23 protein-coding genes are annotated in these 26,266 nt (G+C 72.9%); 11 read left to right on the forward strand and 12 right to left on the reverse strand.

The window, feature by feature from the left end; genetic code table 11:
* Positions 1-225: 225 nt before the first annotated feature.
* The 3 genes from AB0B83_RS05880 to AB0B83_RS05890 all read left to right on the forward strand — a co-directional run bounded on the left by AB0B83_RS05880 (position 226) and on the right by AB0B83_RS05890 (position 5,607).
* A complete protein-coding gene (locus tag AB0B83_RS05880) occupies positions 226-1,488 on the forward strand; it encodes a cell division protein DivIVA (protein WP_357577189.1) in 1,263 nt (420 codons plus the stop codon).
* Positions 1,489-1,674: 186 nt separating this feature from the next.
* Positions 1,675-3,825, forward strand: coding sequence for a hypothetical protein (locus AB0B83_RS05885; RefSeq protein WP_357577190.1), 2,151 nt, complete (start codon positions 1,675-1,677; stop codon positions 3,823-3,825).
* Positions 3,826-4,344: 519 nt separating this feature from the next.
* Positions 4,345-5,607 (forward strand): AI-2E family transporter, encoded by a 1,263-nt coding sequence (locus AB0B83_RS05890; protein ID WP_357577191.1) that lies wholly within the window; start codon positions 4,345-4,347, stop codon positions 5,605-5,607.
* A gap of 76 nt (positions 5,608-5,683) precedes the next feature.
* Here the strand turns inward: AB0B83_RS05890 and AB0B83_RS05895 are convergent, their stop codons facing one another.
* The 7 genes from AB0B83_RS05895 to AB0B83_RS05925 all read right to left on the reverse strand — a co-directional run bounded on the left by AB0B83_RS05895 (position 5,684) and on the right by AB0B83_RS05925 (position 12,106).
* Positions 5,684-6,493 (reverse strand): alpha/beta hydrolase, encoded by an 810-nt coding sequence (locus AB0B83_RS05895; protein ID WP_357577192.1) that lies wholly within the window; start codon positions 6,491-6,493, stop codon positions 5,684-5,686.
* Between the two features lie 66 nt (positions 6,494-6,559).
* The gene (locus AB0B83_RS05900) at positions 6,560-6,886 is read right to left on the reverse strand and encodes a hypothetical protein (protein WP_172896372.1); all 327 of its coding nucleotides are present in this window, start codon (positions 6,884-6,886) and stop codon (positions 6,560-6,562) included.
* A gap of 65 nt (positions 6,887-6,951) precedes the next feature.
* Positions 6,952-8,004: a hypothetical protein gene (locus AB0B83_RS05905; RefSeq protein WP_357577193.1), complete on the reverse strand. Its 1,053-nt coding sequence runs from the start codon at positions 8,002-8,004 to the stop codon at positions 6,952-6,954.
* Complete coding sequence (locus AB0B83_RS05910; protein ID WP_151454869.1) at positions 8,001-8,495, reverse strand: SigE family RNA polymerase sigma factor; 495 nt, start codon at positions 8,493-8,495, stop codon at positions 8,001-8,003. Before AB0B83_RS05910 ends, AB0B83_RS05905 begins: the two co-directional genes overlap by 4 nt.
* A gap of 40 nt (positions 8,496-8,535) precedes the next feature.
* Positions 8,536-10,323: a 3-hydroxybutyryl-CoA dehydrogenase gene (locus AB0B83_RS05915; RefSeq protein WP_357577194.1), complete on the reverse strand. Its 1,788-nt coding sequence runs from the start codon at positions 10,321-10,323 to the stop codon at positions 8,536-8,538.
* 211 nt (positions 10,324-10,534) lie between these two features.
* The gene (locus AB0B83_RS05920; RefSeq protein ID WP_357577195.1) at positions 10,535-11,593 is read right to left on the reverse strand and encodes an alpha/beta hydrolase; all 1,059 of its coding nucleotides are present in this window, start codon (positions 11,591-11,593) and stop codon (positions 10,535-10,537) included.
* Positions 11,594-11,692: 99 nt separating this feature from the next.
* Positions 11,693-12,106, reverse strand: coding sequence for an FHA domain-containing protein (locus AB0B83_RS05925; protein ID WP_357577196.1), 414 nt, complete (start codon positions 12,104-12,106; stop codon positions 11,693-11,695).
* A 314-nt stretch (positions 12,107-12,420) separates the two neighbouring features.
* Here AB0B83_RS05925 and AB0B83_RS05930 point away from each other — a divergent pair, with 314 nt between their 5' ends.
* Together AB0B83_RS05930 and AB0B83_RS05935 are read left to right on the forward strand one after the other, a co-directional pair.
* Positions 12,421-13,917, forward strand: a complete 1,497-nt coding sequence (locus tag AB0B83_RS05930; RefSeq protein WP_357577197.1) for an aldehyde dehydrogenase family protein — start codon at positions 12,421-12,423, stop codon at positions 13,915-13,917.
* Positions 13,918-13,985: 68 nt separating this feature from the next.
* On the forward strand, positions 13,986-14,663 hold the full coding sequence (locus AB0B83_RS05935; RefSeq protein ID WP_151454874.1) for a methyltransferase domain-containing protein: 678 nt from the start codon (positions 13,986-13,988) through the stop codon (positions 14,661-14,663).
* Positions 14,664-14,715: 52 nt separating this feature from the next.
* On the opposite strand, the gene nucS is transcribed toward AB0B83_RS05935, so the two are convergent.
* Positions 14,716-15,375, reverse strand: a complete 660-nt coding sequence (gene nucS, locus AB0B83_RS05940; protein WP_132231236.1) for an endonuclease NucS — start codon at positions 15,373-15,375, stop codon at positions 14,716-14,718.
* A 71-nt stretch (positions 15,376-15,446) separates the two neighbouring features.
* Between nucS and AB0B83_RS05945 the strand changes: the two genes are divergently transcribed.
* Positions 15,447-16,064, forward strand: a complete 618-nt coding sequence (locus AB0B83_RS05945) for a DUF4126 domain-containing protein (RefSeq protein ID WP_151454886.1) — start codon at positions 15,447-15,449, stop codon at positions 16,062-16,064.
* Positions 16,065-16,142: 78 nt separating this feature from the next.
* Here AB0B83_RS05945 and AB0B83_RS05950 read toward each other — a convergent pair whose 3' ends face one another.
* The gene (locus AB0B83_RS05950; RefSeq protein ID WP_357577198.1) at positions 16,143-16,739 is read right to left on the reverse strand and encodes a hypothetical protein; all 597 of its coding nucleotides are present in this window, start codon (positions 16,737-16,739) and stop codon (positions 16,143-16,145) included.
* Positions 16,740-17,712: 973 nt separating this feature from the next.
* Between AB0B83_RS05950 and AB0B83_RS05955 the strand changes: the two genes are divergently transcribed.
* Positions 17,713-18,633 (forward strand): polysaccharide deacetylase family protein, encoded by a 921-nt coding sequence (locus tag AB0B83_RS05955; RefSeq protein ID WP_357577199.1) that lies wholly within the window; start codon positions 17,713-17,715, stop codon positions 18,631-18,633.
* Between the two features lie 61 nt (positions 18,634-18,694).
* On the forward strand, positions 18,695-18,997 hold the full coding sequence (locus AB0B83_RS05960; protein WP_132231228.1) for a DUF1540 domain-containing protein: 303 nt from the start codon (positions 18,695-18,697) through the stop codon (positions 18,995-18,997).
* A gap of 130 nt (positions 18,998-19,127) precedes the next feature.
* On the opposite strand, the gene AB0B83_RS05965 is transcribed toward AB0B83_RS05960, so the two are convergent.
* Positions 19,128-21,134, reverse strand: a complete 2,007-nt coding sequence (locus AB0B83_RS05965) for a protein meaA (RefSeq protein ID WP_357577200.1) — start codon at positions 21,132-21,134, stop codon at positions 19,128-19,130.
* 150 nt (positions 21,135-21,284) lie between these two features.
* Here AB0B83_RS05965 and AB0B83_RS05970 point away from each other — a divergent pair, with 150 nt between their 5' ends.
* Positions 21,285-22,133 (forward strand): ABC transporter ATP-binding protein, encoded by an 849-nt coding sequence (locus tag AB0B83_RS05970; RefSeq protein WP_132231224.1) that lies wholly within the window; start codon positions 21,285-21,287, stop codon positions 22,131-22,133.
* A complete protein-coding gene (locus AB0B83_RS05975; protein WP_357577201.1) occupies positions 22,130-22,975 on the forward strand; it encodes an ABC transporter permease in 846 nt (281 codons plus the stop codon). The genes AB0B83_RS05970 and AB0B83_RS05975 overlap by 4 nt, the downstream gene beginning before the upstream one ends.
* A gap of 51 nt (positions 22,976-23,026) precedes the next feature.
* On the opposite strand, the gene AB0B83_RS05980 is transcribed toward AB0B83_RS05975, so the two are convergent.
* Complete coding sequence (locus AB0B83_RS05980; protein WP_357577202.1) at positions 23,027-23,983, reverse strand: ArsR family transcriptional regulator; 957 nt, start codon at positions 23,981-23,983, stop codon at positions 23,027-23,029.
* Between the two features lie 58 nt (positions 23,984-24,041).
* Between AB0B83_RS05980 and AB0B83_RS05985 the strand changes: the two genes are divergently transcribed.
* Positions 24,042-25,226, forward strand: a complete 1,185-nt coding sequence (locus AB0B83_RS05985; RefSeq protein WP_357577203.1) for an MFS transporter — start codon at positions 24,042-24,044, stop codon at positions 25,224-25,226.
* Positions 25,227-25,255: 29 nt separating this feature from the next.
* On the opposite strand, the gene AB0B83_RS05990 is transcribed toward AB0B83_RS05985, so the two are convergent.
* Entirely contained in the window at positions 25,256-26,104 is an 849-nt protein-coding gene (locus AB0B83_RS05990) for a 3-hydroxyacyl-CoA dehydrogenase family protein (RefSeq protein WP_357577204.1), read from the reverse strand.
* Between the last annotated feature and the right edge of the window lie 162 nt (positions 26,105-26,266).

Here is a 26,266-nt window from a genome sequence, read left to right on the forward strand (position 1 = left end):
ACCATAGCGCGACAAAGGGCCGCGGGGTACTCCCGCGGCCCTTTTCCATGTCACGCTCCGTGCCCTCTCCCCTGTCACGCTCCGTGCCGTCCGACCCGCCCGGGACCTGCCAAGATCGGCGATCTGCCCGGTCCTCGGCGGACCCGCAGTTGACCATGTAATGAGGACACGAAAGCTCGGCACCGCTCTTGCGAAGCACCCTGGGGGGTCTGCGAGTATGTCCCAATGCCCCAGCAGTCCTCCCCTCTTGCGTTCTTCGATAACGCGAACTCGCAGCCCGATTTCACCGTTGGCCTGCGCGGCTACAACACCCACCAGGTCGATGACTTCATCGGCCGGATGACGGCCGCGCTGACCCAGTCCGAGCAGGCCCGCGCCGAGGCCGAGCAGCGGATGAACGACGCCCAGCGACGGCTCCGCCAGGCCGAGCAGCGGATGAGCGCGCTGGAGCAGAAGCTCGCCGACACCAACAAGCAGCTCGAGGAGAACAGCCGGCCGACCCTCTCCGGTCTCGGCACCCGCGTCGAGCAGATCCTGCGGCTGGCCGAGGAGCAGGCCAACGACCACCGCAACGAGGCCAAGCGCGAGTCGGAGGGCATCCTCTCCGCCGCCCGCCTCGAGGCGCGCGAGATCACCGACAAGGCGCGCGCCGAGGCGGCGGCCATGAAGGCCAACGCCGAGCGGGAGGCGGGCAGCGTCCGCACCGCCGCCGAGCGCGAGGCCGCCGAGGTCCGCGTCCAGGCCCGGCGCGAGGCCGACACGCTGCGCGCCGACGCCGACCGGGAGACCAAGCAGCTGCGCACGGTCACCGCCCACGAGGTCGCCGAGCTGAAGTCCACCGTCGAGCGCGAGGTCGCCACCCTGCGGGCCACCGCCGAGCGGGAGATCACCCAGCAGCGGGCGAAGGCGGCCCGCGAGGCCGAGGAGAAGCGCGCCGAGGCGACCAAGCTGCTCACCGACGCCCGCGACAAGCGCGACAAGGACCTCCAGGCCCTGGAGCTCCAGCTGGCCGAGCGCCGGGAGAAGGCCGAGCGCGAGGAGTCCGAGCGGCACGCCGCGCAGGTGGCCCAGACCCAGAAGCTGGTCAGCGAGGCCGAGCAGCGGGCCCACGCCGCGCAGGAGCGGGCCAAGGAGATCGAGCAGCGCGCCGAGGCCCGCCGGGTCGAGTCGGAGCGCACCGCCAACGAGACGGTCGACAAGGCCAAGGCGCTGGCCGACAAGACGCTCACCGAGGCGAAGGCCGAGTCGAACCGCCTGCTCACCGAGGCGCGCACCGAGGCCGAGCTGACCACCCAGGCGGCCCGCCGCGAGGTCGAGGACCTCACCCGGCAGAAGGACGCCGTCACCTCGCAGCTCGGCCAGATGCTCTCCGGCCTCGCCGGCATCGTGCCGGGCGTGCCCGCCGCGCCGCCCGCCGCGCCGGCCAAGCCGGAGGCGAAGAAGGCCGACAACGCCGACGAGCGGGTAGCCGCGGAGACCGCCAACTGACCCGACCGACCCACCCGACCGGGGCATGATTTCCACGGCGCGGGGTGACACCGGGTGACCGGTGCGCCCCGCGCCGTACGCTTTTTCCCGCCGAGCGAATTGCCCGGGCGTGTCGGCAGTGAAGTAGGTCCTATCCGGGGCGTCCGTATCGCCCCAGCCGGACTGGAGGCGTGTGAGGATGGGGGCATGTCGCACGGCGAGGAACTGTTCGCTCTCGGCGGGGATGTGACCACGGAGCCCAGCTTCGAGTCCGCTCTGCGGGGGTACGAGAAACGACAGGTCGACCGGTACGTCGCTCGCGCGGAGCACGAGATCGCGGCCCTGGCGGCCGAGCGGGAACAGGCCTACACACAGATCCACAAGCTGGCCGGCCAGGTCGAGGTGCTCCAACGTGACCTCGCCCAGGCGCGCAAGTCGTCCGGGGCGCTGGAGAACGTCTCCTACCGGCACCTGGGCCCGCGGGTGGAGCAGATCCTCACCATCGCCGAGGAGCAGGCCGACGCGATCCTGGCCTCCGCCAACGAGGAGATCGAGGCTCGCCGGGCCGCCGCGGAGCACATCGTCGACGAGGCCCGCGAGCAGGCCGCCACCGCCCTCAAGGATTTCGAGATCGCGCTGGCCGCCCGCCGGACGGAGGAGGAGCGGCACACCGCGGCCCGCAAGGCCGAGGCGGACGCCGCCGTCCGGACCGCCAAGGACGAGGCCGCCCGGCTGCGCAAGGCCGCCCAGGAGGCGCTCGCGAAGGCCCAGCAGGAGGCCACCCAGCTGCGGGACGCGGCCAAGGAGATCCACCAGCGGGCCCAGCAGGAGGCGACCAAGCTGCGCGAGGCCGCCAAGGAGGTGCACGCCAAGGCGCAGCAGGAGGCCACCCAGCTGCGGGAGGCCGCCAAGGAGGTGCACGCCAAGGCCCAGCAGGAGTCCAAGCGCCTGGTCGACCAGGCCACCGAGGCGGGCCGGGCCACCCACGCCAAGGCGCAGCGGGACGCCAAGCAGATCATCGACGACGCCGCGAGCGCCGGCCGGGCCACCCGCGAGAAGGCCCGCCAGGAGGCCGAGCGGCTCACCACCCAGGCGGCCGAGACGGCCAAGCGCAACCGCGCCGAGACCGAGGCGTACGTGCAGCGGATGCGCACCGAGACCGAGGCGTACGTGCAGCACGCCCGGGCCCAGACGCAGCAGGAGCTGGGCGCCTGGCGGGCCGGGGTCGAGCAGGAGGTCAACAGCCGGCGCGAGGCCGCGGACCGCGAGCTGACCCAGCGCCGCGCGGCGGCCGAGCAGGAGTTCACCAAGCGCCGCGACGAGCTGGAGAAGCAGTACAAGACCCGGCTCGCCGAGCTGGAGAAGCAGCACACGAGCCGGCACGACGAGCTGGAGTCCGGGTTCGAGTCGCGCCGCGCGACGCTGGAGGCGGAGTACACCGCCCGGAAGAACGAGATCGAGCAGGGTGCCGCCGCCGTCCGCCAGGCCGCCGAGCAGGACGCGCTGACGATGCGCCGGCAGGCCGAGGAGGAGGCCGCGGCGCTGCTCGGCCGGGCCGAGTCGGAGGCGGCCGACAAGCGCCGCAAGGCCGACGAGCACGTGGCGACGTCGCGGCGGCAGTTCGAGGAGTACGCGGCCACGACGCAGCAGCACCTGGCGACGACCCAGCAGCACCTCGCCGCCACGCAGCAGGAGGCCGCCGCCAGCCGTCAGCAGCTCGCCCAGGTGATGCTGGAGATCGCCCAGGCCCAGCAGGAGCTGGCCGACCTGCGCCAGGAGACCTGGAAGTCCCGGCAGGAGTCCGACGAGCTCCAGCGACAGGTGGCGGAGCTGCGGTTGGGTCGGCTCGCGGCGGCCGACCTGCTGGGCGGGACGGACGGCGCCGCCGCCCCGGTGGTGGCGGACGGCAAGCCGGCCACGGCGAACGGCGGCAGGCCCCGCCCCGACGCGGACAAGCCCCCGGCCGACAAGACCCCGGCCGGTGTGGGCTCCGCGGACAAGGCCCCGGTCGCGGGCGGGGCGACAGGCACCGCAGCGCCTCCGTCCTCCTCGGACGGGAAGCCCGCCGCCGGCAAGGTGGAGCCGGAGGACGCCGGGCAGCCGGCCAAGGGCCGGATCGAGCCGGCCGACGCCGGGCAGCCGACCAACGGCAAGGCCACCGTGACCACCGTCGACGGGGGCACGGCCAGCGCCGGCGTGGACGGGGAGCCGACCGTGGCGGCGGTGCCCGGCGAGGGAGGTCGGGGCGCCACCCCGACCAAGATCACCAGCACCGGCGAGAACGGCAAGCGCCCGGCGAAGCCGACCACCGACGAGCGCAGCGCCAAGCCGAGCAAGGTCGTCGCCGAGAAGGACTGACCCCCGACCGCTCCACCGCCCGACGATTCGGGTGCGTCGGGCGGATCTTGGAAGAATCGGGCCCCTATAGGGGCCGTGCCGTACCAAGATCTCAGGACTTCGGTCCTGCCCGCACCCAAAGGGTGCGCGGAGAGGTGGTGTTGGCTGGCCTCGGTGGCACCGCCGGGTCGGTCACACCGCCCGGGCCGGTCGCACCGCCCGGGCCGGTCACACCGCCCGGGCCGGTCACACCGCCCGGGCCGGTCACACCGCCCGGGCCGGTCACACCGCCCGGGCCGGTCACACCGCCCGGGCCGGATGGCACGGCTCGGGCCGGTCGCACCGTCGGGTCGGGTGGCACGGCTCGGGCCGGTCGCACCGTCGGGTCGGGTGGCACGGCTCGGGCCGGTCGCACCGTCGGGTCGGGTGGCTCGGCTCGGGCGGGTCGCACCGTCGGGCCTCCGGCGTACGCTCCCGGTGGGATTCGCCGACGTGAGCCGTGGTCGGGCCGTCCCGTGGGAATCGATCCAGGGAGGTCCGATGGCGGACGACGGACCGATGGCGTCGAGCGGCGACCGGGAGCCCGGCCGCGCCCCGGCACCGGGCGACAGGAACCGGAAGCCGGAGCACGCCACCGCGCCCGAACACGCCGACAGGACGACGGGCACGACGAGCACGGCGGGCACGAGAGACACGACGGGCACGAGAGACACGACCGGCACGACGGACGACGGCGAGCCGGCGGGGAACGGGTCGAGCCGGTTCGGTACGCCGGGGCGGCCGCTGAAGCGCAGCAGCTTCCTGGTCGGCTTCACCGGCGCGGCCGGGGTGCTGCTCGCGTACGCCCTCTATCTGGGCCTGCGCAACGCGGCCGGCATCCTGGTCCTGGTGGTCATCGCGCTCTTCCTCGCCGTCGGTCTGCACCCCGCGGTGGTCCGGTTGCGGTCCTGGGGGCTGCCGCACGGGCTCGCCGTGGCGGTGGTCGCGCTGACGGTCGTGCTGCTCCTCTGCGGTGGCCTGTTCGCCCTGGTGCCGCCGATCGTCACGCAGAGCGGGCAGTTCATCGGGCAGTTGCCGAGCTACCTGGAGGCGTTGCGCCGCAACGAGACGGTCAACGACCTGGTGGAGCGGTACGACCTGATGGAGCGGGTGCAGAGCGCGGCGAACGCGGACACGGTCGGTCAGGCCCTCGGCGGGGTGCTCGGCGGCGCCCAACTGATCTTCGGCACGGTCTTCCGGGGGCTGACCGTGCTGGTGTTGACCATCTACTTCCTGGCCTACTTCGACCGGCTCCGCGACCTGGGCTACTCGCTGGTGCCCCGCTCGCGCCGGGAGCGGGTACGGCTGATCGGGGACGAGATCCTGACCAAGGTGGGCGCGTACATGGTGGGCGCGCTCAGCATCGCGGTGCTGGCCGGGGTGTCCACGTTCGTCTTCGCGTTGATCGTCGGTCTGCCGTACCCGTTCGCGCTGGCCGTGGTGGTCGCGGTGACGGACCTGATCCCGCAGATCGGCGCGACCCTCGGCGCGGTGATCGTCAGCCTGGTCGGGTTCGCCACGGACCTGCCAATCGGCATCGCCTGTGCGGTGTTCTTCCTGATCTACCAGCAGGTGGAGAACTACCTGATCTATCCCAAGATCATGCGCCGGTCGGTGTCGGTCAACGAGGTGGCCGCCCTGGTGGGCGCCCTGCTCGGGGTCTCCCTGCTGGGCGTGGTGGGCGCGCTGATCGCGATCCCGGCGGTGGCCGCGCTCCAGCTCATCCTGCGGGAGGTGGTCCTGCCCCGGCAGGAGTCCCGCTGACCCCGCCCGGCCCGGTCCGGCCACGGATGGACCGGGTCGGCCGGGCTCGCGACGGGAGCGCGAGGCCGAGGGCGCGTCAGCCGGCCTGGCCGGCGGGCGGGCCGGGCACCGGGCGGTCCGCGAAGGAGGCCACCGTGTGGTCGGCGTACGCGCTGACGTCGCCGGTCTCCATCGGGCCGTCCCAGGTGGTCGGCAGCGGCACGGCGGCGGCCGGGTTGACCCGGCGGACCACCTCGTCCAGCACGGTCTCGGCGTCGCCGACCCAGAGGTGCTTCGCCCCGGGCACCCCGACCACCTCGGCCTGCGGCACCGCCGCGAAGCGCTCCCGGGCCTCGTCGGGGCGCAGGTAGTCGTCGAACTCGGGCACCAGCGCGGTCAGCGGCTTGCCGGACTCCGTCCAGTGCTCCAGGTCGGCCGGGGCGGAGAAGCGCAGCGGCGGGGAGAGCAGGATCGCCCCGACGACGGCCGGGTCGCAGCCGTACTTGAGGGTCAGGTCCGTGCCGAACGACCAGCCGAGCAGCCAGACGTTCGGCAGCTCGTGGAACTCGGCGTACTCGATGGCGGCGGCGACGTCGAAGCGCTCGCCGACCGCGTTGTCGAAGGCCCCCTCGCTGGTGCCGCGCATGCTGCTGGTCCCCCGGGTGTTGAAGCGGAGCACCGCCAGGTCGGCCAGGGCCGGCAGCCGCCACGCCGCCTTGCGGAACACGTGGCTGTCCATCATCCCGCCGTGCGTCGGCAGCGGGTGCAGGCAGACGAGGGTGCCCACCGGGTCACGGTCCAGCGGGCGGGCCAACTCGCCGACCAGCCGCAGACCGTCCGCGGTGTGCAGCTCGATGTCCTCGCGGTGCCCGGGCAGGATGGAGGACGCGCGGATCGGTGTGCTCACCCCACCAGTCTCTCCGGTGCGGCCGGGAACCGCCGGGCGGGGCGGAAACAGCGTGATCCAGATCGCTCAGCCGTAGCGGGGAGCACCGCGACCGCGCTGGACGACCGGCCCGCGCCGGTCCCGGGCCCGCCAGCACCCGCTGTGCCAGTGCCGCCGGTCGGTCAGGTCACCCCGCCCGTCCGCCGGCCACGCCACCAGGTGCGCCACCCCGGGCCGGATCTCCTGGTCACAGCCCGGACAGCGGTACGTCTTGGTGGAGGCGCCGCCGCTGATGCCGCGTACCTGCCAGTCGCCGTCGCGCCACTGCTGCACCGAGGCGACGCCCTGCCGGGCCCGGTCGGAGTCGAGGTGCGCGGCGTCATCGCGGCGGGGTCGGTTGCGACGGGGGCTCACGCTTGCCAAGCGTACGGGCCGGCGGCGGGACCGGCCCTGGGTGGGCGGGCCGGCCCCGCCGCTGGTCAGTCCCAGGTTCGCGGGTCGGTGAGGTCCGGGGCGACCTGCGCCCCGCCCAACACGACGGCGGCGTCCGCCTCGGTGAAGCCCTGGCTCGGCCAGCCGAAGCGGGCCGTCAGGTGCGCTTTCGGGAAGCCGAGCAGCTCCAGCTCGTCCCCCTTCGGGTAGAGGTAGGCCGCCCGGCCGCCGATCGTCCGGTTTCCTTCGGCGCGGCTGCCGGCTATCTCGCTGTGGTACTGCAACCGCACCTGCATCCAGCGCTCCCCGGGCCGGGTGACGCGCAGCAGGACGTCGAGCGAATCCGGGAAGCCGATCACGTTCACCTCACAGCCCGCGAGCCCGGCGTCCGACGGCAGCACGCCCAGCCGCAGCGGAGACGCGCACCGGTGCACCGCGTCGAGGCGCAGCGCCGACCGTGCCGTCCGCAGCACCGAACCGTCGTCGGCCACCGTGTAGACCCGCGCGTACAGCCCGGGGACCGGCTGCCAGCGCAGGAACCACCCGGGCTGCGCGCCGGGCCCGGGCGAGGGCACCTGCCGCACCTGGCCGTCGAAGGCGTCGGCGCCCGCCGGCGCGGTTGGGTAGGTCATCCCCTCGTGGCGCATGTCCTCCACCGCCTCGGCTGTCCGGGCAAGGTCGAACGCGACTTGCCGGCCACCGCCGAGATCTAGGCGGGCGCCCTCCGCCCCGGCGACGGACTGCCAGGTGAGCCAGCGGGCCCGGGCCGGGTCGACCGAGAAGTGCAGTAGATGCGGGTCGCTGCCGACAAGGTCGGGCTGGGCGGCGGCGCCGGATACCCCGTGCACCCGAGCCGGCGCGGCGACGGCGACCGCCGGCTCGGCGCCCGGCCACCGTGGTCCGGGCACCGGCCCGAAAGCGCCGGCGACGGTGAACCCGAGCACCGCCGCCACGCCCAGCGCGACGCCCGCGCCGGCCCGACGGCGACGGCGGCGGACCCGTCCCCCGGCGACGGCACGGGCGGTGAGCCGGTCGGTGTCGACCGTTCCCTCGGCGCGTTCCCGCAGCGTCCGTACGATCCGTTCGTCGAGGTCGGTCACGGCCGGCTCCCGTTCGTCGCCGGGACGCCGTGGCGCTCCCGGAGGTTGTTGAGCGCCCGCATGGCATGGGTGCGGACGGTGACCGGCGAGCAGCCGAGGATCTGGGCGATGGTCGCGTCGTCGAGGTCCTCGTAGTAGCGCAGCACGAGCACCGCCCGCTGGCGGTCCGGCAGCCCGAGGATGAGCCGCCACATGGCGTCCCGGTCGGCCGTCTCGCCGCCGAGGTCGCCGTGCTGGGGCCGTTCCGCGAAGTCGGCGGTGGCCAGCTCCCGGTTCGTCCGCCGGCGCCACCAGGAGTTGTTGGCGTTGACCAGCATCCGGCGCACGTACACGTCCGGCCGGTCCACCCGGGCGATCCTCCGCCAGTGCACGTACGCGCGGGTCAGGACGTCCTGGGTGAGGTCCTCGGCCCGGTGCTCGTCGCCCGTCAGCAGCCGGGCCAGCCGCATCAGGGCGGGGCCTCGGCTGCCGACGTACTCCTCGAAGGTCACACCATGCAGACGCCGTCACCGGCGGGCGGTGTTGACCGGGTCAGCGACGGGTGTGGTCGCGGAAGCCGCGGCCGCTCTTGCGGCCCAGGTAGCCGGCCGTGACGAGGTGCTCCAGCAGCGGCGCGGGCGCGAAGCCCGGCTCGCGCAGCTCCAGGTAGAGCTCCCGCTGGATGGCCAGCGAGACGTCCAGGCCGACCACGTCGAGCAGCTCGAACGGGCCCATCGGGTAGCCGCAGCCGAGCTTCATCGCGTGGTCGATGTCGTCGGCGGTGGAGTAGCTCGCCTCCAGCATCTTCACCGCGTCGTTGAGGTACGGGAAGAGCAGCGCGTTGACGATGAAGCCGGACCGGTCGCCGCAGACCACGCCCGTCTTGCCCAGCGCGGTGCAGACCGCGCGGGCGGTGGCGGTGGTCTCCGCCGAGGTGCGGATGGTCTCCACGACCTCGACCAGCGGCATGAGCGGCGCCGGGTTGAAGAAGTGCAGCCCGATCACGTCGGCGGGCCGCTGGGTGGCCATGGCCACGTCGATCACCGGCAGCGAGGAGGTGGTGGTGGCGAGCACGACGCCCGGCTTGCAGATCTCGTCGAGGCTGGCGAAGAGGGCCTTCTTGACGCTCAACTCCTCGACCACGGCCTCGACGACGAGGTCGACGTCCGCGAGGTGCTCCAGGGTGGCCGACCAGTTGATCCGACCGAGCGCCGCGTCCCGGTCGGCCTCGCTGAGCTTGCCGCGTACGACGCCCTTGTTGAGCGAGGTCTTGACCACCTCGAAGACCTTGGCGGACTTCTCCGCGCCCCGGGTCACCGAGACGACCTCGTAGCCGGCCTTGGCGAAGACCTCGATGATGCCGGTGGCCATCGTCCCGGAGCCGACGATGCCCACCTTCGCGATCGCGGCGGCGCCGGCGAGCGCGGCCTCCGCCGCCACCGGCGTCTGCTCGTCGGGTACGACGACCGGGGAGCCCGGCCGCTCGTAGGTGTAGAAGCCCCGGCCGGACTTGCGGCCGAGCAGCCCGGCGGTGACCATCTGCTTGATCAGCGGCACCGGGGCGTGCCGGCGGTCCCGGCCGCCGCGCCGGTACATGGTGTCGAGGATCTCGTACGCGGTGTCCAGGCCGATCAGGTCCATCAGCGCCAGCGGGCCCATGGGCAGGCCGCAGCCGAGCTTCATGGCCGCGTCGATGTCCTCGCGGGTGGCGTAGTGCGTCTCGAACATCCCGACGGCGTGGTTGAGGTAGCCGAAGAGCAGCGCGTTGGCGATGAAGCCGGCCCGGTCGCTGATGGTGACGTCGACCTTGCCGAGCCGCTTGCAGAGCGCCTCCACGTCGGCGACCACGTCGGCGGAGGTGACCACCGTCCGGACCACCTCGACCAGCTTCATCACCGGGGCGGGGTTGAAGAAGTGGATGCCGATCACCTGGTTGGGGCGGCTGGTGGCGACGGAGATCTCGGTGACGCTCAGCGACGAGGTGTTGGTGGCCAGGATCGCCTCGGGCTTGCAGACCCGGTCCAGCTCGGCGAAGATCCGCTGCTTGAGGTCCAGGTGCTCGGGCACCGCCTCGATGACCAGGTCCACCGCGTGCAGCGCGTCCAGCCCGACGGCGAACCGTACGCGGCTCAGCAGCGCGTCCCGGTCGGCCTCGGCGAGCTTGCCCTTGGCCACGGCCCGGTCCGTCGACCCGGTGAGGATGGCCCGGCCGCGTTCCAGCGCGTCCTCGGAGACCTCCACCGCGACGACGTCGACCCCGTTGCGCGCGAATACCTCGACGATGCCGGCACCCATGGTGCCCAGACCCACAACGCCCACGCTGGTGAAATCACGCGCCACGACCAGCCTCCTCGATGCTCCGCACAGCCACGTTAACGACCATTAAGGTTATGCGCGCGAGTCTGCCACGTGACGTTGGGTTGTCGAGGCGCCGTGGGAAATTTCACGAGCCCAGCGGGGCTGCGCGCGCCGTCCGGCCGGGCGGATCGGGTCGTGGTCGGTCGCTCGCCGCGCCGATCGGGCTCGCCCGCCGGTCAGCCCACCGTGTCGGTCAGGCCAGCGTGTCGGCCAGTCCCAGCAGCTCGGCGACGAACTCGGCCGGCCGCTCCAGGTGCGGGCTGTGCCCGCAACCGGGCAGCAGCACCTCGCGGTACGCCCCGCCGGCCGCGGCGTAACGCTCCAGCACCGCCCGGGTCTGCGCCACCATCGGCTGCGCCGGGCAGGCCGTCTCCCCCGGCCAGCCGGGCACCACGCCCAGCGAGCCCAGGTGGGCCAGGTCCATCATCGCGGTGTCCGAGACGATCACGTCGGCGTCCCCGTGGATCCAGGTGATCGGCGGCTTCCCGGCCACGGCGACCAGTTCGTCGGCGATCCGGAAGTGCGCCGGGGAGAGGGCGTTGAGCACGCCGCGCCGACCCGGGGCGGTGCCGGGCCAGTTCGCCGAGGCCACCGCCGTACCGGGGTAGTTGTCGTCACCGGTCGCGGTGGAGAGGAGGCTGTCCAGCAGCAGTTCCTCGTCGTCGCCGAGCGAGGCCGGGTCCGCCACGTAGGTGGCCCGCAGCACGGCGCGCGGGCTGGCCGGGCTGTCCGCGCCCCGGTCGCCGGCGGCCAGCCGCCTGACGAAGTCCCCGTTGGCGGTGCCGCCGCCGGTGCCGGCGAAGTCGGGGGTGGTCGGCGTCCCCGCCAGGTCCCGGGTGCCGCCGTAGCCGTACGGCGAGACCGGAGCGGCGAGCAGCAGCGCGCCCACCCGGTCGGGGTGGTCGACGAGCAGCCGCATGGCCACCCCGCCGCCGAGCGAGTGGCCGACCACCACCGGCCGGACGCCGGGGGCGAAGAGGGACGGCTCGTCGAGCAGCGCGGCGACGTCGTCGGCGAAGTCGCGCAGCCCCCGGGTCGCGTCCACCCCGACGGTGTCGGTCAGCCCGTAGCCGCGCAGGTCGGGCGCGACCACCCGGAGGGTGGCCGGCAGTCGCCGCAGGAGCGGCTCCCAGAAGGCCGCCGACGAGCAGTTGCCGTGGATCAGCAGTACGGGAACGCCGTCCGGCGGCCCGGCCACCCGTACCGCCTGGGTGATCCCGTTCGCCGACACCTGCCGCTGTCCGGTCTCCATCCGCCGGATGCTGCCACGGGGGCGCCGGACGCGTCCATGGGCCGGCCCGCCACCTTCCCCGGCCCGGAGGTGTGCGCCAGCATCCGCCGTCGGTGCCGGTCAGGACGGCGCGGACGACACCGCCGGAAGCGCCACCGGCGACACCGCGTCGACGGCCGGTGCGACAGGCGCCGCGATCGGCAGCGGCAGGGTCGGGCGGCGGTCCCGGCGCGGCTCGCCGAAGCTGAAGCCCACCGGGTCGGTCCGCGCCACGCCGGGGTCGAAGACGCGCAGCTCGGTGCGGCCGAGCCGGATCACGTCCCCGTCGGCCAGCCGCTCCACGCCGGTGATCCGCCGGTCGTTCAGCCAGGTGCCGTTGGTGGAACCCAGATCCGCCAGGGCGGCCCCCTCGCCCGTCAGCCAGACCTCGGCATGCCGGCGGCTCAGGTGGGCGTCGTGCACCACGATGTCGGCGGTCGACCCCCGGCCGATGACCTGCCGCTCAGGGCCCACCCGGACGCTCAGCCCCCGCATCGACCCACCGGCCACCGTCAACAACGGTCTCAGTTCCGGATGTTCCTCCATGGAATGTCAGCCTCCACCCCGCGCGGTCACCCCGCGCGTCAGCCTGCCACCACACGGTAGTCGCTCCCACCGCCGCATGGTCACCTCCGCGTCCCCGGCCGGACACCTCGCGTTCGGCGTTTCGGCGCCCTCCGGCGGAAGAATCATCACAAGTCCGGCCGACCGGCGTCCACCCCGTTCCGCCGTCCCGCGGCTGGTCCGACCGGCGGGACCCGGCCGTTGCGGCCCTACCGGCGAGTAATTCTCGGGTCTAGACTTCCGCCATGACGGCTGTGCGTGTCCCGGGTACCCCGGTCATCGAGGACGGTCGGCTGGTGTCGACGAGCCCGGCGACCGGCGCGGAGGCCGGACGCCTGCCGGTCGCCACCGCCGAGGACGTCGGGCGGGCCGTCGAGCGGGCCCGAGCCGCCGGCGAGTGGTGGGCCGGGCTCGGCTTCGGCGGGCGCAGGGAGCGGCTGCTGCGCTGGCGCACCCTCCTCGCCCGGCGGATCGAGGAGATCGCCGAGCTGGTGCACGTCGAGGGCGGCAAGCCGATCGCCGACGCCGTCGTCGAACTCGTCAGCGCCGTCGAGCACATCGACTGGGCGGCCCGCAACGCCGGCCGCGTGCTGGGCCCCCGCCGGGTCCGCTCACGGCTCGTCCTGGCCGAGTTCTCCGCCCACCTCGAATACCAGCCGTACGGCGTCGTCGGCGTGATCGGCCCGTGGAACTACCCCGTCTTCACCCCGATCGGCTCCGCCGCGTACGCGCTGGCGGCGGGGAACGCCGTGGTGCTGAAGCCCAGCGAGTACACCCCCGTCGTCGGGCAGTGGCTGGTCGACACGTTCGCCGAGGTGGTGCCGGAGCAGCCCGTGTTCACCGCCGTGCACGGGCTCGGCGACGTGGGTGCGGCGCTCTGCCGCTCCGGGGTGGACAAGGTGGCCTTCACCGGCTCGTCGGCCACCGCGCGGAAGGTGATGGCGGCCTGCGCCGAGTCGCTGACGCCGGTGCTGCTGGAGGCGGGCGGCAAGGACGCGATGATCGTCGACGCCGACGCCGACCTGGACGCCGCCGCCGAGGCATGCGTCTGGGGCGCGCTGACAAACGCCGGCCAGACCTGCATCGGCATCGAACGGGTCTACGCGGTCGAGCCGGTCTTCGACGCCTTCGTCGGCAAGGTGGTCGAGCGGGCCGGCCGGTTGACCGTCGGCCCGGACGACGCGGACATCGGCCCGATCACCATGCCGAGCCAGGTCGACGTGATCCGCCGGCACATCGACGACGCGCTGGCCCGGGGCGGCCGGGCCGTGCTCGGCGGCGCGGACGCGGTGCAGCCGCCGTACGTGCGGCCGACCGTGCTGGTGGACGTCCCCGAGGACTCCGCCGCCGTACGCGAGGAGACGTTCGGGCCGACGCTGACCATCAACCGGGTCCGCGACGCCGACGAGGCCGTCGCCCGCGCCAACGCCCTGTCGTACGGCCTGGGGGGTTCGGTCTTCGGCCGGCGGCGCGCGGTGGCGATCGCCCGGCGGCTGCGCTCGGGCATGGCGTCGGTGAACTCGGCGCTGACCTTCGCCGGGATGTCCACCCTGCCGTTCGGCGGCGTCGGCGACTCCGGCTTCGGGCGCATCCACGGCGAGGACGGGCTGCGCGAGTTCAGCCGCGCCAAGGCCATCACCCGTCGACGCGCGCGGTCGCTGCTGCCCTCGACGACCTTCGAGCGGACCCCTGCCGACGTCGCGCGACTCGTGAAGGCCATCAAGGTCATGTACGGCAGGTGACTGTCGGATAACCGATCATGAACACCCTCACATGTGTCCAACGTGGTGGGAGCGGTACATTGCGTTAAATGCGCCCCCATCGATTGCGCTTCCACCTCGTCGACAGTGACCGGTCGTGGAGTGCCCGGCAACGGCGTCGCCGCGCCGACTGGCTGGTCCGGACGTTCCCTGACCTGGAGAAGATGCACGTCATCGACCTGGGTGGCCGGCTCGGCACCTGGACCCGGGCCGACGTGCGGCCGGCGCGCGTACACGTGGTCAACCTGGAGCGACCGCCCACGGACGTCCCGGAGTGGGCGGAGGTCGACCGGGCCGACGCCTGCGATCTGCCGGCCCGGATCACCGGGCGCCGCTACGACCTGGTCTTCTCCAACTCGGTGCTGGAGCACGTCGGCGGGCACGAGCGGCGGCTACGCTTCGCCGACGCCGTACGCAACCTCGGCGACCGGCACTGGGTGCAGACGCCCTACCGCTACTTCCCCATCGAGCCGCACTGGATCGCGCCGGGGATGCAGTTCCTCCCCGTGCGGCTGCGGACCGCGTTCGCCCGCCGCTGGCCGCTCGGACACAAGCCGACCCGCAGCCATGAGGCCGCCATCCACCAGGTGCTCTGGACGGAGTTGCTGGACCGCTCGCAGATGCGGCACTACTTCCCCGACTCGCGGATCCTCGTCGAGCGGGTGGCCGGCCTGCCCAAGTCGCTGATCGCCGTCCGCGCGGACGGCCCGCCGGAGCCGCCCCGTTGACGTCGCGGCGGCCCGGCCTCCGGCGTCCCCGCAATGCCGCGAGGGCGGTCCGTCAGAACAGGGTGAGCTCGTCGCGCTCGATGCCGCGCAGCTTGTCGTAGTTGACGACGACGCAGCGGATGCCCCGGTCCGTGGCGAGCACCCGGGCCTGCGGCTTGATCTCCTGTGCCGCGAAGACCCCGGCGACCGGCGCGAGCAGCGGGTCGCGGTTCATCAGCTCCAGGTACCGGGTGAGCTGCTCCACGCCGTCGATCTCGCCGCGCCGCTTCACCTCCACGGCCACGGCGCCCTGGTTGGCGTCCCGACAGAGCAGGTCGACCGGCCCGATCGCCGTCATGTACTCCCGGCGGACCAGCGTGAAGCCCTCGCCGAGGGCCTCCGGGTTGGCCGCCAGCAGCTCCTGGAGGTGCGCCTCCACGCCGTCCTTGCGCAGGCCCGGATCGACGCCCAGCTCGTACGAGGTGTCCTGGAAGATCTCCTCCAGGGTGATCCGCAGCTCCTCCCCCGCCTTGTTGACGACCCGCCAGACGCCGGGGGCCTCCTCCAACCGGCAGGGCGGGCTCATCCAGTTCAACGGCTTGTACGCCCGGTCGTCGGCGTGGATCGACACCGACCCGTCCGCCTTCACCATGAGCAACCGGGTGGCCGGCGGCAGGTGGGCCGAGAGCCGTCCGACGTAGTCCACCGAGCACTTCGCAATGACCAACCGCACCCGACGAGGGTAGCCGAGACCCCGGCCCGCGCCACCGAGCGGCACTGGCGCGCCGGTGCGATGCTGAGATGGTGCTCGAAGTTCTCACCGGTACCGGTCTCGCCGCCTCGGCGGGGCTGAACGCGTACATCCCCCTACTCACCATGGGTCTCCTGGCCCGCTACACCAGCCTGATCGACCTGCCCGGCGGCTGGCAGTGGTTGGGCAACGGCTGGGTGATCGCGATCCTGGCGGTGCTCCTGGTCGTCGAGGTCGTCGCCGACAAGGTCCCGGTGGTCGACCACGTCAACGACGTCGTGCAGACCGTGGTCCGGCCGACCGCCGGCGGCCTGGCGTTCGGCGCGGGCTCGTCCTCGGAGACGGTGACGGTCAGCGACCCCGACACCTTCTTCTCGTCCAGCCAGTGGGTCCCCGTGGTGGCCGGGGTGGTGATCGCCCTCGGCGTGCACCTGTTGAAGTCCGCCGCCCGACCGGTCATCAACGCGACCACGGCCGGCGTCGGCGCACCCGTGGCCAGCACCGCCGAGGACGCCACAAGCGTGGCCATGTCGGTGGTGGCGATCCTGCTGCCGGTGCTGGTGCTGGCGTTCCTGCTCGGGCTTGTCGTCTTCGTCTTCTGGTTCGTGCGCCGCCGCTCCGACCGCCGCCGGGAGCGTCAGGCGGCGCGGGCCGCCGGCTTCCGCGTCTGACGCATCCGGACATGCCGCTGGCCGGCACCCGGGTGGGGTGCCGGCCAGCGGCGTACGTGCGCGTTTGGTGTTCTGTCGTCAGCTGTTCCAGTGCTCGGCCACCAGGTCGGCGGCCTGCTGCTCCCACTGGGCGTAGTGGTCCGGGTACGCCGACACCTGCACCGTCTGCGCGGCCTTCGTCAGCGGCATGTCCTGCCACCCGTCGACCTGCTTCAGGCCCTTCAGGAACGCCGTCGTCGAGTACTCGGGATCGGTGATCTGCTCCACCGTGCCCCAACCCGAGGACGGACGCTGCTGGAACAGGCCCTGCGAGTCGTGGTCGTTGCGGTCACCCAGATGACCCAGGTTCTCCAACTTCGACTCCTGCAACGCGGTGGCGATCGACACCACGGCGGCGCGCTCGTCCATGCCGGCCTTCTTCGTCGCCGCGATGATCGCCTTCACGTTCGCCACCTGCTCATCCGACAGGTCGACGTGCGACTGCGCGCCCTGCACGCCATGCGGCACCAGCTTGCCCATGTCCGGCTTGTCGGCCTGCACCGCAACCGCCGTGATCGGCGAGCCCGCCTCGACCTCGACACCGGAGTTGGCGTGGTTCAGCGGACCGGCAGCAAGACCACCGGCGACCGCCAGGCCAGCAATACCAAGAACGCTCTTACGCATGATCGTGTTCATCGGAAACGCTCCATTCGGGGGTCGGCACCCGCACCGAGGGGGATCGGTTCACGCGGGTGCAAGCACCGTCCGGCGCTCATGAACTCACGGGGGATCTCCGGCATCCGGAGGAAGATCGGATCGGCCACGCCCGCCGGATGCCTGACCGCGAAGGTCGAAGCTGTCTCGCGGGGCGGGGATCCCTCACGGGATGCCCTTACGCGGGCCGTGACCATGTGTAACCACCGCCGACCCGCCATCATTCCGGGGCCCGGGCCCGCCAGCCGTCGGACAACGTGGCCTGGCCCACTCGGACGGGGTTGGCCCGCGCTCGGTCGGGGCCGGCCCGCGCCGCTCGGAGGGGCACGGCCGGCGAGGGGAATGGCGGCCGGTTCAGCCTCCCGCGACGGCGGTCTCGCTCGGTCGTACGCAGGGTGTAACGACCCCGCCCCCGCCACGATTCCGCCCCCACGATGCCTCCGGCCACGCCCACAAAACCGGACAAAGCATCCAGCGCGGGGGCGTCAAGTGAAGCCCGAGGCGGACGCAATCGGACCCCGGCGACGAGACCGGACACCGAAGCGGACAGCAACAAGGTGGGCGACCGTGACACCCCGGCCGAATTGCCCCGCCTTGAGCCACCACCCACCGACGACCCACCCACTTAAGCCGCCCCAGATAGCCGCTCAAAACGGACACCGGTCACAAACGGATCCGCAGCCGCCCAGTCCGTTGGAGATCTTGGTAGGAGAGTGCCTCTATAGGGGCGTTTTCTTGCCAAGATCTCCGGTTTGGCCCGGCGGACGAGCGGCGTCCACCCACTGGTGATCAGCTCATGGCGGCAGGCAGGTAGAGCTCGGGGACCCGACGGGCACCGCCCCGCCCGGGACAAGGCCGCGCAACCAACCCGACAGGGTCCACGCACGCAGTCGGCTCGGGCAGCAAGCTCGACAGCGGGCACGCAGGAAATGTCAGGCGCTGACATCATCTCCCGGTGCACGTGAAGATCCCCCGCGTTCCGCTCGTCGCGACCGTCACCGCCGTGGTCGCCGCTGCGGCTCTCCTCGTCCTCCCAAACCCGCTGCGCGCGCCGGCCGACGCCCGCATCGTCCGAATCGCGGCAACGGATCGGGCCTCGAACGCCCCAGAGGCCACGGCCGCGCCTGCGGTGACGGTGACCCCGGAGGCCACGGCCCCGGCCGCGCCTGCGGCGACGGTTCCCGGCGCGACCCCGGTCGGGACCAGGCCACCCGTCGTCGACCACGGACCGCGCACGGGGAACAAGGTGGCGCTCACCTTCGACGCCGACATGACGGACGCGATGCGGTACCAACTGCGCAGCGGCGCGGTGCGGTCGTACGCGAATTTGAAGATCATCGACCTGCTGGAACGGGAGCGGGTGCCGGCCACCTTCTTCCTCACCGGCAAGTGGGTGGAGCAGTACCCGGACGTGACCCGTCGACTCGCTGCGAACCCGCGCTTCGAGCTGGCCAACCACACGTACGGGCACCTGGCCTTCACCCCGGGCTGCTACGGCCTGCCCCGCATCGCGGAGCGGGAGATGACCGCCGACGTGGCCCGCACGTTCGACGTGGTGGCCGCGTACGGGGGGCGGCAGACCCGGTACTTCCGCTTCCCCGGGCTGTGCCACGACAGGAAGGCGCTGGCCGCGCTGGCGCCGCTGGGGGTGACGGTGGTGGACGGCGACGTGGTCAGCGGCGACCCGTTCGCGAAGTCCTGGCGGCCGGTGGTCCGCGCCTCGCTGGACGGGGTGCGGCCGGGATCGGTGATCGTCCTGCACGTGACGGAGGCGAACGCGCCGATGACGGACGAGGCGCTGCCGCACATCCTGGCCGGGCTGGCCGAGCGCGGCCTCGAGCCGGCCCCGCTGTCGGAGGTGCTCGGAGTGGGCTGAACCAGGCTCGGCAAAACCCACAAAAGCCTAAAATCGGGGCACGACTCTATAGGAGGTCACCATGACCGCAGCAGTGGAGATGCCCCGCGTCCAGGAATGTGTCGTGGCGGCGTGCTCGTACAACCACACGAACGACTGCCACGCCTTCGCCATCACCATCGGCAGCCCGGACCACGCGCACTGCCACACCTTCGTCGAGATGCCGGCGGTCCGTGGCGGGGTCGACGGCGGCATGACCGCGCAGGTGGGCGCCTGCCAACGCGCGGACTGCCAGCACAACGAGCAGCTGGAATGCCACGCACCGGCGATCAAGGTCGGTCCCGACAACGACATGGCCGACTGCATGACCTACGTCAGCCGCTGACCCGGGCACGGTCGCACCGGCGTCAGGCCGAGCCGCGACGCCCCGGGCAGGACGACCCAACGTCCCCTAAGAGCGGACCAGCCGACGGACAGGCCCCTGGCGACGTGTGCCCTCGCCGGGGGCCTTCCCCTCAGCGCAGGCCGTTGGCCTCCCGGACCACGGTGACCAGGTCGTCGATGATCCCGGTCAGGGCGAAGTCCTTCGGCGTGAACACCCGGGCCACCCCGGCGGCGCGGAGCTGCTCCGCGTCGCCGGCGGGGATGATCCCGCCGACCACCACCGGCAGGTCCGGCCGGCCGGCGGCGCGCAGGCCGTCCAGCACCGCCGGTACCGCCGCCAGGTGCGAGCCGGAGAGAACCGAGAGGCCGACCAGGTCCACGTCCTCCTCGACGGCGGCGGCGACGATCTGCCCGGCGGTCAGCCGGATGCCCTGGTAGACCACCTCGAAGCCGGCGTCGCGGGCGCGTACCGCGATCTGCTCCGCGCCGTTGGAGTGCCCGTCGAGGCCGGGCTTGCCGACGAGCAGCCGCAGCCGGCCGCTGCCCAGCTCGCGGGCGGTGGCGGCGACGCGCTGCCGGACGGCGGCCAGGGTGGCGTCCCCGCCGGCCCCGGCGGCGCCGGTCAGGCCGGTGGGCGCCCGGTACTCGCCGAAGACCTGGCGCAGCGCGCCGGCCCACTCGCCGGTGGTCACCCCGGCCCGCACGCACTCCAGCGTCGCGGGCATCAGGTTCGTCGTGGTCGCGGCGTCCGCGCGCAGCCGGGCCAGCGCCGCGTCGACCGCCGCGTCGTCCCGCCCGGATCGCCACCGGCGTACGGCCTCAGTGGCCGCCGCCTCGACGGCCGGGTCGACCTGCTCGACTGACTCGGCGCCGGCGGCGGTCAGCGGCGACGGCTCGGTCTCGGTGAACCGGTTGACGCCGACCACCACGTCGGCGCCGGACTCCATCCGGCGGCGGCGCTCGGCCAGCGAGGCGACCAGCGCGCTCTTGAGGTAGCCGGTCTCGACGGCCGCGACGACGCCGCCCATCTCCAGCACCTTCTCCAGCTCGACCCGGGCCCCGGTGACGATCTCCTCGACCAGCGCCGTCATCACGTGCGAGCCCTCGAACAGGTCCGGGTACTCCAGCAGGTCCGACTCGTACGCGAGCACCTGCTGCATGCGCAGCGACCACTGCTGGTCCCACGGCCGGGGCAGCCCGAGCGCCTCGTTCCAGGCGGGCAGCTGCACGGCGCGGGCGCGGGCGTCCCGGGAGAGGGTCACGCCGAGCATCTCCAGCACGATGCGCTGGATGTTGTTCTCCGGCTGCGCCTCGGTCAGGCCCAGCGAGTTGACCTGCACGCCGTAGCGGAACCGCCGCTGCTTCGGGTTCTCCACCCCGTAGCGCTCGCGGGTGATCTCGTCCCAGAGCGCGCCGAAGGCCCGCATCTTGGCGATCTCCTCGACGAAGCGCACCCCGGCGTTGACGAAGAAGGAGATCCGCTGCACGACGTCGCCCATCCGCTCGGCGGGCACCTGCCCCGAGTCGCGGACCGCGTCGAGCACCGCGACGGCGGTGGAGAGCGCGAAGCCGACCTCCTGCACCGGTGTCGCGCCGGCCTCCTGGAGATGGTACGAGCAGATGTTCACCGGGTTCCAGCGCGGCATCTCGCGCAGCGTGTACGCGACGATGTCGGCGGTCAGCCGCAGCGACGCGGCCGGCGGGAAGATGTGGGTGCCCCGGGAGAGGTACTCCTTGATGATGTCGTTCTGCGTGGTGCCGGCGCAGCGGGCCAGCTCCGCGCCCTGCTCCTCGCCGACCGTGCCGTAGAGGGCGAGCAGCCACATCGCCGGCGCGTTGATGGTCATGGACGTGTTCATGTCGGCCAGCGGGATGCCGTCGAAGAGGGCCCGCATGTCGCCGAGGTGCGCCACCGGGACGCCCACCCGGCCCACCTCGCCTGCGGCGAGCTCGTGGTCGGGGTCGTAGCCGGTCTGGGTCGGCAGATCGAAGGCGACCGACAGCCCGGTCTGCCCCTTCGCCAGGTTGCGGCGGAAGAGCGCGTTGGTCGCGGCGGCCGAGCTGTGCCCGGCGTAGGTGCGCATCACCCAGGGGCGGTCGCGCTCGGGCAGCCGGCCGGGGAGAGCCTTCTCGTCCATGGCGGGAGTCTAAGTTACCGTTCAGTCACCAGAGCTGTGGAAAACCACACAGCTCCATGGAGCGGAAACCCGGGTGCGAAGCGCCCGACATGGGCGCGACCACCACACCCCGGCCGGCCCGCCGCCGCGGCCAGGTCGCACACTTGACACATGCATGACGAGCTGGCGATCTCCGTGCGGGGGCTGCGCAAGGCGTACGGGGACAACGTCGCCGTGGCGGGCGTGGATCTCGACGTCCACCGCGGCGAGGTCTTCGCCCTCCTCGGCCCCAACGGCGCCGGCAAGACGACCACCGTGGAGATCCTGGAGGGCTACCGGCGGCGCGATGCCGGCGAGGTGAGCGTCCTCGGCAGCGACCCGGCCCGTCCGGCCGCCGACTGGCGCTCCCGGGTGGGCATCGTGCTCCAGGGCACCGGCGAGTTCGACGAGTTGACGGTCGCCGAGGTGGTGCGCCACTTCGCCGGCTTCTACGCCGACGCCGACGACCCCGACAAGGTCGTCGAGCGGGTGGGGCTGGCCGGCAAGGCGAAGGCGCGTACGCACACCCTCTCCGGCGGGCAGAAGCGCCGGCTCGACGTGGCGCTCGGCATCGTGGGCCGCCCCGAGCTGCTCTTCCTCGACGAGCCGACCACGGGCTTCGACCCGGAGGCGCGCCGCGAGTTCTGGGAGCTGATCCGCGACCTGGCCGCCGCCGGCACCACCATCGTGCTCACCACCCACTACCTCGACGAGGCGGAGTCCCTCGCCGACCGGGTCGGCGTGATCGCGGGCGGCCGGGTGGTCGAGGTGGCCACGCCCGACCAGCTCGGCAACCGGCGCGAGGCCCTGGCGACGGTCTCCTGGCGTACGCCGGAGGGGGCGCGGGAGACGGCGGAGAGCGCGACGCCGACGGCGCTGGTGGCGGAGCTGGCGGCGCGCTTCGGCGGCGAGGTCCCGGGCCTGACGGTGACCCGGCCGACCCTGGAGGACATCTACCTGCGCATGATCGGACACCGATGACCACCACGACGAAGCCGGCCGCGCCGGCCACCACGGCACCGGCCCGGCGACCCGGTCCGGTCTCCCTCAGCCTGCGGCAGAGCCGGCTGGAGATCACCCAGTTCCTGCGCAGCCGGGAGTCCGTCGTCTTCACGATGGGCTTCCCGGTCATCATGATCCTGATCTTCGCGGCGATCTTCAACGACGAGATCGCCCCCGGGGTCAGCTACACGCAGTACTTCATCACCGGCATGATCGCCACCGGCCTGATGACGGTGAGCTTCCAGAACCTGGGCATCTGGATCCCGATCGAGCGGGACCGGGGGGTGCTCAAGCGCTACCGGGGCACGCCGATGCCGAAGTGGGTCTGGTTCGCCGGCAAGGTGATCATGGTCGTGGCGATCGGCATCGCCGAGACCGTGCTGCTGCTCGCGGTCTCGGTGGCGCTGTTCGACCTGGAGCTGCCCGGGACCGCCGCGAAGTGGCTGACCTTCGGCTGGGTGTCGGTGCTCGGCGTCACCGCCTGCACGTTGTGCGGCATCGCCATCTCGTCGCTGGCCCGCACCGCCCGCAGCGGCTCGGCGGTGGTCACCCCGGTCGCGCTGGTGCTCCAGTTCATCTCCGGGGTGTTCTTCGTCTTCACCGAGCTGCCGACCTGGATGCAGCAGGTGGCGGCGCTCTTTCCGCTCAAGTGGATGTGCCAGGGCCTGCGCTCGGTCTTCCTGCCGGACGGCTTCGGCGCCCGCGAGCCGGGTGGCTCGTTCGAGCTGGACCGGGTCGCCCTGGTCCTCGTCGCGTGGTGCGTGATCGGCCTGGTGCTCTGCCTGACCACGTTCCGCTGGACGACCAAGCGCGACGGCTGAGGTGTAAGGAAGGGCCCCCCGTCAACGTCTCCGGTAGAGGAAGGGCCCCGGCTAACGCGTGGACGACGTGAGCGCGACGCCGAGCGGCGTACGCCAGTAGAGCACCTCGCGCCCGGACCGCCGCTTGCCGACGGCGCCCGCGTCCAACAGCACCCGCAGGTGGTCGCCCACCGTCCCGAGGGAGAGCCCGGTCACCGCCACGAGTTGCGAGGTGCTCAGCGGCGTGTCCAGCCGGGCCAGGATGTGGGCCCGGTTGGCGCCGATCAGCCGGGCGAGCCCGTCGGGTGCCGGTGAGGTGGGATCGACCAGGATCCCGTGCACCGGGTACACCATCCCGAACCGGGTCGGCCTGTCCCAGACCACCCAGCCGCGACGGCAGTGCGCCGGGAGGAAGACCAACTGCTCGGCCTCGTCCAGCGACAGCGGCGGCTCCGGGTAGTCGTTGACCTGGAGCCGACCGTCGCCCAGCCAGCACACGTTGCGGTTGAGGTCGGCGAACACCCCGGCCCAGCCGCCCGCGCTCAACGCGGCGGTGCGGGCCACGATGTCCGCCCGGAGCCGGCGTTCCCGCTCCGGCCACTCCGGCTCGACGGTGTGCGTCCAGACCCAGTCGAGCAGCTCCACCACCTGCCCGGTGAGACCGTCCGCCAGCAGCTCGGCGGCGAGCGGCTCCGGGCGGGTGGCGCGCAGGTCGGCCCGGATCCGCTCGTCGGACAACCGCCCGACGGCCGCCAGCTCCGCCGCGAACGTCGGTTCCGGCGAGGCGGGCGCGACGGTGAGGAAGTCGGCGGTCCACCGGGGGTGGAACGACGCGGGCAGCAGCGCCCGGACCACCGGCCGACCTGTCAGCATCCGCCGGAACGCCGCGACGTGCGGCTCCCGCCAGGCCCGCTGCCACGGGGTACGCGGGTAGTGCAGCGCGCGCAGCGCGGCGACCGTGTCGACCATCGGCGAGACCGTGAAGCGGCTGCGCGCGAGGAGATCCGACGGCACCTGCCAGACGGCCATGTTTCGCCTCCGGACGTAACTCTAGGAGATCCACCCGGCACCCCACACGATCGGGCCCGTGAGAACGTACGCAGATCTGTTCGCGGTCCGGGAGTTCCGCAACCTGTTCCTGGCGAACTGCGCGGGCATCGCGGCGCACACGACGTCGGCGCTGGCGCTGGGCTCGCTGACCTACGCGTCAACCGGCTCGGCGCTGCTCACCGCGCTGAGCATGTTCGGCGCACCGCTCGCCGGCGTGCTCGGCAGCCTCACGTTGCTGTCGGCCGCGGACAGCCTGCCGCCCCGCCGGGCGCTGACCTTCGCCGCCGTGCTGGTCGCCGCCGGAGCGGCACTCCAGGCGGTGCCCGGCCTGCCGCTGTGGGCCCGGTTCGCGATCATCTTCACCGGCGCGTACGTCGGGTCGATCACGGGCGGGGCCCGGTGGGCGCTGCTCACCGACATCCTGCCGACCGACGCCTACGTGCTGGGCAGGTCCACCATGAACACGAGCGTCGGGGCGATGCAGATCGCCGGCTTCGGGCTGGGCGGCGTCCTGTTGTTCTGGCTGGACCCGTACGAGGTGTTCCTGCTCGCGGCGGTGCTGCGGGCGGTGGCGGCGGCAGTCGGGTGGTTCGGGATCTCGGAGCGCCCGGCCCGGACCACCGCCCGGACGACGGTCGGGCGCACGCTCCGGGTGAACCGGGAACTGTGGACGGATCCCGGCCGCCGCTCGCTCCTGCTCAACCTGTGGCTGCCGCCCGGCCTGGTCGTCGGCTGCGAGGCGCTGTTCGTGCCGTACGCCGGGGACCGCGCCGGCTTCCTCTACGCCGCCGCGGCCCTCGGCATGCTGGCGGGCGACGTCGTGGTGGGACGGTTCCTGCCCCCGGCCCGGCGCAACCGGCTGGTCCCCGCCCTGCGGCTGCTGCTCGTCCTGCCCTACCTGGCCTTCGCGCTGTCGCCGGCGCTGCCGCTGGCCATGCTGGTCGCGGTCGTCACCTCGGTGGGCTTCGCCGCCGGGTTGCCGTTGCAGGAGCGCCTGATCGCCCACTCACCCACCGAGTTCCGGGGCCAGGTGCTGGGCCTGCACCACAACGGGATGATGGCCGCGCAGGCGCTGTGTGCCGTGCTCGCCGGCACGGTCGCGGACCTGGTCCCGGCGGGCCGGGCCGTCGCGCTGCTCGCCACGGCGGCGCTGGCGGCCACGCTCGTGCTCACCGCCGGGCTGCGACGGACCGCCCCCGTGCCGGTGGAGGCGGTCCGCTGAGCGGCCGGGGACGTCGCCCCGGCTGCCCGTCAGTACGTGTAGAAGCCCTTGCCGCTCTTGCGGCCCAGGTCCCCGGCGGTGACCATGCGCTGGAGCAGCTCCGGCGGGAAGAACTTCTCGTCCGCCGTGTCGGTGTAGATGTTCTTCGAGGCGTGCAGCAACACGTCCACGCCGGTCAGGTCCGTGGTGGCCAGCGGGCCCATGGCGTGGCCGAAGCCGAGGCGGCAGGCGGTGTCCAGGTCCTCGGCCGACACCACGCCCGACTCGACGAGCTTGACCGCCTCGACGACCAGGGCCGCGATCAGCCGGGTGGTGACGAAGCCCGCGATGTCCCGGTTGACCACCACGACCGTCTTGCCGATCTCCTCGGCGAACGACTTCGCCGCGGCCAGGGTCTCGTCGCTGGTCTTGTAGCCGCGCACCAGCTCACAGAGCTTCATCATCGGCACCGGCGAGAAGAAGTGGGTGCCGACGACCGCCTCCGGGCGCTCGGTCACCGCGGCGATCTGCGTCACCGGGATGGCCGAGGTGTTGGTCGCGAGCACCGCGTCGGCCTTGCAGATCTTGTCCAGCGCGCGGAACACCTCGTGCTTGATCTCCAGCCGTTCGAAGACCGCCTCGACCACGATGTCCGCGTCGGCCGCCGCCTCCAGGTCGGTGGTGGGGGTGATCCGGCCCAGCGCCGCCTCGACCTCGGACGCCTCGATCCTGCCCTTCTCGGCGAACCTGGTCAGCGACTTCCGGATGCCGTCCATGCCCCGCCCGGTGGCCGCGTCGTCCAGGTCCCGCAGCGTCACCTGCCAGCCCGCCTGCGCCGCCACCTGGGCGATGCCCGAGCCCATCAGCCCGGCCCCGACGACCGCGAGTCGACCCGCCATCTGCTTCTCCCTCGCCTGATTGAGTGTCTGCCAGCACCCTAGTCGGCGAGCCTGAACGGATGCTAAGGCGGCCGGGCGGGATGGACCCTCCAGATGCCGGCAGACGCCCTCCCACGTGCGCGGCCCCGACGGGGGCCGTCGGCCCCGGAGGGCGAGGTGCCG

The organism is Micromonospora sp. NPDC049060, from assembly GCF_040649055.1.
Classification (GTDB): Bacteria; Actinomycetota; Actinomycetes; order Mycobacteriales; family Micromonosporaceae; genus Micromonospora; species Micromonospora reichwaldensis.